Below are 9,079 nucleotides of genomic sequence, written 5' to 3'. Positions count from 1 at the left end.
CAGTCGAGCATGGCTCGACGCTACAAAAACCGTTGCAGGCCTCAGCCGGCCTTGCTCCGGCCGCATCCTGGAAATCGAAGGCCTGCCGGAGCTGAAGGTTGAACAGGCGTTCGAACTGTCCGATGCCTCGGCCGAGCGTTCGGCGGCCGGTTGCTCGGTGCGCCTGAACAAGGAGCCGATCATCGAGTACCTGACCAGCAACATCACCCTGCTGAAGTGGATGATTGCCGAGGGTTACCAGGATCCGCGTTCGCTGCAGCGCCGTATCGAGAAGATGGAAGCCTGGCTGGCCAACCCGGAGCTGCTGGAGCCGGATGCCGACGCCGAATACGCTGCCGTCATCGAGATCGACCTGGCCGACATCCACGAGCCGATCGTGGCCTGCCCGAACGACCCGGACGACGTGAAGACCCTGTCTGAAGTGGCTGGCGCCAAGATCGACGAAGTGTTCATCGGTTCGTGCATGACCAACATCGGTCACTTCCGTGCCGCTGCGAAGCTGCTGGAAGGCAAGCGCGATCTGCCGACCCGCCTGTGGGTGGCCCCGCCGACCAAGATGGATGCCTCGGAGCTGACCAAGGAAGGCGTGTACGGCACCTTCGGTGCGACTGGCGCGCGCATGGAAATGCCGGGCTGCTCGCTGTGCATGGGCAACCAGGCGCAGATCCGCGAAGGCTCCACCGCGATGTCGACCTCGACCCGCAACTTCCCGAATCGTCTGGGCCGCAACACCAACGTGTACCTGGGTTCGGCCGAGCTGGCCGCGATCTGCTCGCGCCTGGGCCGCATCCCGACCAAGGAAGAGTACATGGCCGATGTGGGCGTGATTGCCAAGAGCGGCGCGGAAATCTACCGCTACATGAACTTCGACCAGATCGAGGAATACCAGGACGTGGCCAGGACGGTCGCTGCCTGAGGGTAGTGCCGGCCGCTGGCCGGCAGTGCATTGAAACGAAGAACCCCCGGTGCAAGCCGGGGTTTTTTTTCGCGCGCCCGCCGGCTGTAGAGCCGAGCCGATGCTCGGCTGCTGTTCGCGACTGCCCAGCCGAGCATGGGCTCGGCTCTACAAAGGCAAGAGGCAGCCGAGCATGGGCTAGGCTCTACGAAAGGCGCCCCATGCAGTTTCAGCGGTAGCGGAACGGCCAGGCGTCCGGGCCATCACCGCTGCGCTCGGCACAGACGTTGCGGAAGGTCTGCAGGAAAGCCTGCTGCGGCCGGGTGGGGTGCCAGTCGGCGCGGGTGGTCAGGCCGATACGGCGACGCAGTGCGCGACCTGCCAGGCCCAGATCGGCCAGCAGGCCGGCCTGGCGTTCGATCAGGAACTGGTCCCGCGACATCAGGGTCAGCCAGTCATCCTCCAGCAGCAGGCCGCGGGTGATGACCAGCGAGCCACACTCGATGCGCAGCACGGGTGGCTCATGGCTGTTGTCGCGGAACATCTTTTCCCAGCGTGCGCGCACCGGTGCGCCGGTGGTGGGGATCACCCAGGGGTAATCCAGCAGCTGCTCGAAACGCCACGGCTGCTGCGCGGTCAAGGGATGATCGGCACGACCGACGATGACCGGGTCATCGTCGAACAGGCCTTCCTGCACGACGTCAGGTACTGCACTGAGATCGCGCATGGCGCCGACCAGCAGGTCCAGGCTGCCTTCGCGCAGGTCAGACAACAATTCCGAGAAGGGGCCCTCCACCACGTTCACCGTGGCGGCCGGCCACGCCCGCGCGAAGCGTGCCAGCGCCTGCGGCAGCAGCAGGGCACGCGCCAGCGGCATCACCCCGATGGCCAGGCGGCCGCCGTGCTGGTCGCGGGTCGCGGCCAGTTCATCCAGCCCGGTTGCCAGCTCGGAGAGGGCCAGCCGCACCCAGCGCAGCAGGCGGGTGGCGGCAGGCGTGGCCAGCAGGGCCTTGCCACGCCGCTGCAGCAGCGGCACTTCGATCACCGCTTCCAGTTCGCGTACGGCGCGGTGCATCGCCGGCTGCGAGATGCCCGCGCGTGCCGCCGCCAGGGTGAAGCTGCCGGCGCTGTCCACGGCGTTGAGGGCGCGCAGCTGGCTCAGGGTCAGCCGCCGCTCGATGCTCGCCAGTGCGGGCAGGCGCGCGGCGCGCCGGGCGGCGCGCACGCCACTGGCGAGGTAGGCGAGGGCGCGTTCGATGCGGGGTGCCAGCAGACGCGTGGCCTCGGTCGCAACCATGCCACCGGGCTGGCGATCGAACAGCGGCGCATCCAGCTGCCGTTCCAGCCGTGCAATGGCCTGGGTGAGAGCGGGCTGGGACAGATTGATGTGTGGCGCTGCAGCACTGATACCCCCGTGCGCGTGCACGGCCACCAGTGCGTGCAGATGTTTCAGGTTAAGTTCGGCAAGCGCTTCCATGGCACAACTATAACCATATCGAATGGGGCGCACGAAAAACGATCTTGAGGGGCGGTAGGGCGCGGAACAGACTGTGCCGTCGCCAACGAAGGATGGATGGATGTCCCGCGTCATCACCCGTATCGAGCGCGCCGCACCGGCGCTGATCCAGTCATTGGCTGAAGCCGGCGTGGCCACCGTGCACGAGGCGCAGGGCCGCAGCGGCCTGCTGCACCCACGCCTGCGCCCGATCTACAGCGGCGCGCGCATTGCCGGTAGTGCGGTCACCGTGTCGGTGCCGCCGGGCGACAACTGGATGATGCACGTGGCCATCGAGCAGCTCGGCGAGGGCGACATCCTGGTGGTGGCGCCGACCAGCGACTGCAGCGATGGCTACTTCGGCGACCTTCTGGCGACCTCGGCGCAGGCGCGCGGTTGCCGCGGCCTGGTCATCGACGCGGGTGTGCGCGATGTGCGCGAGCTGGCCGCTATGGGGTTCCCGGTGTGGAGCCGCGCCGTGCACGCGCAGGGTACGGTGAAGGAGACCCTGGGTTCGGTGAACGTGCCGCTGGTCTGTGGCGGTGCCCTGGTCAATGCGGGCGACGTGGTGATTGCCGACGATGACGGCGTCTGCATCGTGCCGCGCACTGACGCGGCGCGGGTGGCGGCCGAAGCCCAGGCACGCGAGGCACGCGAGACCGACAAACGCGAGCGCCTGGCCCGGGGCGAGCTTGGCCTGGACATCTACGCGATGCGCGAGCGCCTGGCTGCCAAGGGCCTGCGCTATGAGTAAGGGCGTGCGCGCGATGTGGATGCGCGGCGGCACGTCCAAGGGCGGATTCTTCCTCGCCCAGGACCTGCCCGCCGACGCGGCCGCGCGCGACGCGTTCCTGCTGCGCGCCTACGGTTCGCCGGACGTGCGCCAGATCGACGGCATGGGCGGTGGCGACCCGCTGACCTCCAAGGTCGCGGTCGTCTCGCCTTCGCAGCGCGGGGACGCCGATGTCGACTATCTGTTCCTGCAGGTCTTCGTGGACCAGGCGCTGGTGAGCGATGCACAGAACTGCGGCAACATGCTGGCCGGCGTCGGTCCCTTCTCCATCGAGCGCGGCTTGGTACAGGCGCGTGACGGGGTGACCGAGGTGCGGATCTACATGGCCAACACCGGCACCCTGGCCACCGCCAGCGTGCAGACGCCGGGTGGGCAGGTGAGCTATGCCGGTGAGGCGCGCATCGATGGCGTGCCGGGCAGTGCCGCGCAGGTGCCGCTGGCCTTCGAGGACACTGCCGGTTCCAGCTGCGGCGCGCTGCTGCCGACCGGTAACGCGGTGGACCTGATTGACGGCGTGCCGATGACCCTGATCGACAACGGCATGCCCTGCGTGGTGCTGCAGGCGTCCGATCTGGGCATCAGCGGGCATGAGGACCGCGCCACGCTGGATGCCGACGACGTACTGAAGGCGCGGCTGGAGGCGATCCGCCTGCAGGCGGGGCCGAAGATGAACCTGGGCGACGTGGCGGAAAAGTCGGTGCCCAAGATGATGCTGGTTGCCGCACCGGCTGACGGCGGCGTGATCTGCGTGCGTTCGTTCATCCCGCACCGCTGCCATGCCTCCATCGGCGTGCTGGGGGCGGTGACGGTGGCCACGGCGTGCCTGTTGCCGGATTCACCAGCCCATGCCCTGGCGCGCCTGCCGGGTGGGCAGACACAGACGCTGGCGGTGGAGCACCCCAGCGGGGCCACGACCTGCGTGATTGAACTGGACGAGGACGGCCAGGTGGCCCGGGCGGCCATGCTGCGCACCGCACGGAAGCTGTTCGACGGCGAACTGTTCGACTGAACAGGCAGCGCCTTTCTATTCTCTGCGACCTGGGAGGGTTGTCATGACCGTGGTAGGGAAGCGGCCGGGCCGCTTTGGAATATTTGGCCAGTTGTGGTTCCAGGTGTTGGCCGGCACTGTGATCGGCGTTCTGCTGGGCTGGCTGCAGCCTGACCTGGGCTCGGCGATGAAGCCGCTGGGCGATGGCTTCATCAAGCTGATCCGGATGATGATCGGGCCGATCATCTTCGTCACCGTCGTGCACGGCATCGCCGGCATGCGTGACATGCGCAGCGTGGGCCGGCTGGCGCTGAAGTCGCTGATCTACTTCGAGGTGATCACCATCCTCGCGTTGATCATCGGCCTGGTGGCCGTGGATCTGTGGAAGCCCGGCGCCGGCATGAACATCGATGCGGCCACCATCGACATGGCCAGCATCCAAGGCTATGTGCACACGGCGCATGACCAGTCGATCGTGGCCTACATCATGGCCATCATCCCCAACACCCTGGTCAGCGCCTTTACCGAGGCCCATGTGCTGCAGGTGCTGTTCGTGGCGGTGCTGTTCGGCGTGGCGCTGGCCGCTGTCGGCGAGCGCGGCAAGCCGGTGATGGACGTGATCGAGAGTGTCTCCGGCGCGCTGTTCAAGATCATCGGCTACATCATGTACGTGGCGCCGATCGGTGCATTTGGTGCCATCGCCTTCACCGTGGGCCAGTTCGGTGCGGCCTCGCTGCTGTCGCTGGGCGAACTGATCATCGAGTTCTTCGTGGTCTGCGGGCTGTTCACCGTACTGGTGCTGGGCACGGTGTGCTGGTGGACCGGGGCCAGCCTGTGGCGCCTGCTGGGCTACCTGCGCGATGAGATCATCATCGTGGCGGCGACCACCTCCACCGAAACCGTGCTGCCGCGCCTGATCGAGAAGATGAAGAAGCTGGGCTGCGAGGAAGGTGTCGTCGGTTTCGTGATTCCTGCCGGCTACTCGTTCAATCTGGATGGCACCTGCCTGTACCTGACCACGGTCGCGATCTTCCTGGCCCAGGCCACCAACACCGAACTGACCGTGTGGCACCAACTGGGGCTGATCGCAGTGCTTCTGCTGACGTCCAAGGGCGCGGCAGGCGTGGCCGGCGCGGCGTTCGTGGTGCTGGCCGCCACCCTGGGCACCACCGGCACCATTCCGGTGGCCAGCATTGCCCTGATCCTGGGCATCCACCGCATCCTGGCCGAAGGCCTGACCTTCGTGAATCTGATCGGCAACGCGATTGCCGTACTGGTGATTGCCAAATGGGAAGGCAAGCTGGATGAGAAGACCATGGCGGCGCAGATCGGCACCCGCCGTACCCGCCAGCGCCTGCTCGGCGCGCAGCCTGCCTGAGGCGATGGCCTGAGTCCTGACGGCCACCGCGCGTGGCTTCCATTGAATGCATCACCTTGGCGCCGGCGGCGCCGGGAAGGGAGAGAACATGCCGCAGTTTCTGCGTACCCCGCTGTACCTGCTGCTTGCCAGCGTTCTGGCAACGCCCGCTTTTGCAGCTGAACACAGCGTGCCCGAGGGCATCGATCTGACCCTGGACCTGGTCGGCAACGTAGCCCACAACCCGGTGGGCGGTGTCGAACAGGGCACCGAAGGCTCGTACTGGGTGATGGCGCAATCGAAGTTCGACCTGGACAAGCTGTTCGGCGTGCACGGCACCGATGTGGATGCACAATGGGCCTGGTTTGCCGGGCGCAACCTGGCGCGCGAGAAGATCGGCAACTCGATCAGTGCGCAGCAGACCTGGCGGCCGGTGGCCGGCGGCCGCCTGACCCGGCTGACCATCCGCCACCGCTTCGACAACGGCCTGAGCATCACCGCCGGCCGTGCCCCGGTGAACAGCTACTTCAACAACTCGCCGCTCAACTGCGTGTTCATGAGCAATGCGATGTGCCTGACGCCCTACGGCGCGATCACCGACCTGGGCATCACCGCTTACCCGAACTCGTCCTGGGCCGGCATCGTGCGCTACGACGTGGATGACCGCTGGTACGCACAGGCAGGTGTGTTCGATTACAACAACGAACTCAACAAGGCCGGCAAGAACGGCCTGGATTTCTCGGTGGGCGAGGGCACCGGCACCATCAGCGCCTACGAAGTGGGCTACCAGACCAGTTTCGCCAACGACCGCCTGCCGCGGACCTACCGCGTGGGCATGTACCGCAACAGCGACGGTGGCAGGAGCCCGTACTTCGACACCAACGGCAACTCTGCGGCGCTGACCGGCAAACCGACCGCTGCACAGGACGGCGCACGCATGGGCTGGTACGCCATGGGCGACCAGACTGTCTGGCGCGGCAAGGGCAAACGCAACCTGGCCGTGTTCGGGCGTGTGTACGTCAATACCGGCAACGAGGCGCCGGTAGGTCATTTCGTGTCGGCCGGCTTCGTCAAGACCGGCACGCTTGCTGGCCGCGACCAGGACACCCTGGCCCTGTTCGTCTCCAATACGCATCTCAGCAATCAGCAGATCGATTTCCTGCGTGACCGTCGCAGCCGTTACGGCGGCAGCGGCGCACCGCATGCCGATGAAATCATCACTGAGTTGAGCTACGGCTGGGCGGTGAAGAAGGGGATCCGCCTGATGCCGAACCTGCAGTACGTCATCAACCCCGACCCGATCTACGCGCCCACGCGCACCACCAACATCCCCGACGCGCTGATTGTCGGCCTGCGCGTGGATGTGCATTTCGCCCAGCTGTTCGGCTGGTGATCCATTGCCCCAGGAGATCCCCCATGATCATCGACTGCCACGGCCACTACACCACGGCCCCTGCGGGCCACGATGCCTTCCGCAAGGCGCAGGTGGCCCACTTCAACGACCGCTCGCTGCCGGCAGCAGTCTATCCCGTAATCAGCGACGACGAGCTGCGCGACAGCGTGGAGGCCAACCAGCTGCGCCTGCTGCGCGAGCGCGGCGCGGACATGACCATCTTCTCGCCGCGTGCCAGCACCATGGCGCACCACATCGGCGATGAGCAGGTCAGCACCGAATGGACGCGCCACTGCAACGACCTGATTGCACGGGTGGTGCAGCTGTATCCGGAACAGTTCATCGGCGTGTGCCAGCTGCCGCAGTCGCCGGGTGTGCCGATCGCGCATTCGGTGGCCGAGCTGGAGCGCTGCGTGAACGAGCTTGGCTTCGTGGGCTGCAACCTCAACCCTGACCCTTCCGGCGGCCATTGGGATGGTCTGCCGCTGACCGATCGGTCCTGGCACCCGTTCTTCGAAAAGATGGTCGAACTGGACGTGCCAGCGATGGTGCATGTCTCGGGCAGCTGCAATGCGAACTTCCACGCCACCGGCGCCCACTACCTGAATGCCGATACCACCGCGTTCATGCAGTTCCTGCAGGGCGATCTGTTCCGTGATTTCCCGATGCTGCGCTTCATCATCCCGCATGGCGGTGGCGCGGTGCCGTACCATTGGGGGCGCTTCCGTGGCCTGGCGGACATGCTGGGCAAGCCGCCGCTGGCCGAGCATGTGATGAAGAACGTCTACTTCGATACCTGCGTGTACCACCAGCCCGGCATCGACCTGCTGTTCGAGGTGATCGACATCGACAACATCCTGTTCGGTTCGGAAATGGTGGGCGCGGTGCGTGGCATTGATCCGCAGACAGGCCATTTCTTCGATGACACCCGCCGTTACGTCGATGCGTTGCCGCTGTCCGACGCGGACCGCTGCAAGGTCTTCGAAGGCAATGCCCGCCGCGTCTATCCGCGGCTGGATGCCCAGCTGAAAGCGAGGGGGCTGTGATGGCCGCGTTCCAGAAGGATGCCGACTGGCTGGACTACTGTGCCCAGCCGAGCCGCCCACGGTTCGTGCCGCCGCCGGGTGCGGTGGACGCGCACTGCCATGTGTTCGGGCCGGGCGATGTGTTCCCGTACGCGCCCGAGCGCAAGTACACGCCCTGCGACGCCGGCAAGGCGCAGCTGTTCGCGCTGCGTGACTTCCTCGGGTTCAGCCGCAACGTGATCGTGCAGGCCACCTGCCACGGTGCCGACAACCGCGCCCTGGTCGATGCGCTGCAGGCCAGCGGTGGCCTGGCGCGGGGCGTGGCCACCGTGCGTGACACGGTCAGCGACGAGGAACTGCAGCAGCTGCATGCGGCCGGTGTGCGTGGCGTGCGGTTCAATTTCGTGCGCCGCCTGGTCGATCCCAAGCCGGATGCCTATTACCACGCGATCATCGACCGTATCGCGCCCCTGGGCTGGCACGTGGTGGTCTACTTTGAAGCGGCCGATCTGGCCGAGCGCTGGAATTTCTTCACTTCGTTGCCGACCACCGTGGTGGTGGACCACATGGGCCGGCCGGATGTCAGCCAGCCGGTGGATGGGCCAGAGTTCCAGCGCTTCGTGCAGTTGATGGCTGAGCACGGCAACGTGTGGAGCAAGGTCAGCTGCCCCGAGCGGCTGTCGCGGGTGGGGCCGCCGGGGTATGCCGACGTGGTGCCGTTCGCCCGGCACCTGGTGGAGCGGTTCCCGGATCGCGTGCTGTGGGGCACCGATTGGCCGCACCCGAACATGAAGGATCACATGCCTGATGACGGGCATCTGGTGGATGTGATTCCGCATATTGCACCCACGCCTGGGTTGCAGCAGAAGCTGCTGGTGGACAATCCGATGCGGTTGTATTGGGGCGTGTAGAGCCGAGCCCGTGCTCGGCTGCTTTCTACGGAGTGCCTGAGCCGAGCATGGGCTCGGCTCTACCAAGGCATCCACGCATGGCGTGGATCTACTGCCCGCGGGAGTCTTCGAGGCAGTGGGCTGTAGAGCCGAGCCCGTGCTCGGCTGCTTTCTACGGAGTGCCTGAGCCGAGCATGGGCTCGGCTCTACAAAGGCATCCACGCATGGCGTGGATCTACTTCG

8 protein-coding genes are annotated in these 9,079 nt (G+C 66.3%); 7 read left to right on the top strand and 1 reads right to left on the bottom strand.

The window, feature by feature from the left end; translation table 11 throughout:
• On the top strand, positions 1-916 hold a 916-nt coding region (locus ACQKDV_RS13450; RefSeq protein ID WP_427784272.1), incomplete at its 5' end, for an aconitase family protein.
• A gap of 208 nt (positions 917-1,124) precedes the next feature.
• Here the strand turns inward: ACQKDV_RS13450 and ACQKDV_RS13445 are convergent.
• Positions 1,125-2,372, bottom strand: coding sequence for a LysR family transcriptional regulator (locus ACQKDV_RS13445; protein ID WP_427784270.1), 1,248 nt, complete (start codon positions 2,370-2,372; stop codon positions 1,125-1,127).
• A 100-nt stretch (positions 2,373-2,472) separates the two neighbouring features.
• Here ACQKDV_RS13445 and ACQKDV_RS13440 point away from each other — a divergent pair, with 100 nt between their 5' ends.
• The 6 genes from ACQKDV_RS13440 (at position 2,473) to ACQKDV_RS13415 (ending at position 8,857) form a co-directional block, all read left to right on the top strand.
• A complete protein-coding gene (locus ACQKDV_RS13440) occupies positions 2,473-3,144 on the top strand; it encodes a 4-carboxy-4-hydroxy-2-oxoadipate aldolase/oxaloacetate decarboxylase (protein ID WP_427784269.1) in 672 nt (223 codons plus the stop codon).
• Positions 3,137-4,192 carry a 4-oxalomesaconate tautomerase gene (locus tag ACQKDV_RS13435; protein WP_427784267.1) on the top strand — a complete coding sequence of 352 codons (1,056 nt, stop codon included), beginning with the start codon at positions 3,137-3,139 and terminating at the stop codon, positions 4,190-4,192. Before ACQKDV_RS13440 ends, ACQKDV_RS13435 begins: the two co-directional genes overlap by 8 nt.
• Before the next feature lie 43 nt (positions 4,193-4,235).
• Positions 4,236-5,549: a C4-dicarboxylate transporter DctA gene (gene dctA, locus ACQKDV_RS13430; RefSeq protein ID WP_427784265.1), complete on the top strand. Its 1,314-nt coding sequence runs from the start codon at positions 4,236-4,238 to the stop codon at positions 5,547-5,549.
• Between the two features lie 88 nt (positions 5,550-5,637).
• Positions 5,638-6,921: a carbohydrate porin gene (locus ACQKDV_RS13425; RefSeq protein WP_427784262.1), complete on the top strand. Its 1,284-nt coding sequence runs from the start codon at positions 5,638-5,640 to the stop codon at positions 6,919-6,921.
• A gap of 23 nt (positions 6,922-6,944) precedes the next feature.
• Positions 6,945-7,967 (top strand): amidohydrolase family protein, encoded by a 1,023-nt coding sequence (locus tag ACQKDV_RS13420; protein WP_427784261.1) that lies wholly within the window; start codon positions 6,945-6,947, stop codon positions 7,965-7,967.
• Complete coding sequence (locus tag ACQKDV_RS13415; protein WP_427784258.1) at positions 7,967-8,857, top strand: amidohydrolase family protein; 891 nt, start codon at positions 7,967-7,969, stop codon at positions 8,855-8,857. The genes ACQKDV_RS13420 and ACQKDV_RS13415 overlap by 1 nt, the downstream gene beginning before the upstream one ends.
• The last annotated feature ends 222 nt before the right edge of the window (positions 8,858-9,079 follow it).

It is taken from the genome of Stenotrophomonas sp. NPDC077659 (assembly GCF_050268705.1).
Lineage (GTDB): Bacteria > Pseudomonadota > Gammaproteobacteria > Xanthomonadales > Xanthomonadaceae > Stenotrophomonas.
This window is presented reverse-complemented; position numbering and strand designations above follow the sequence as displayed.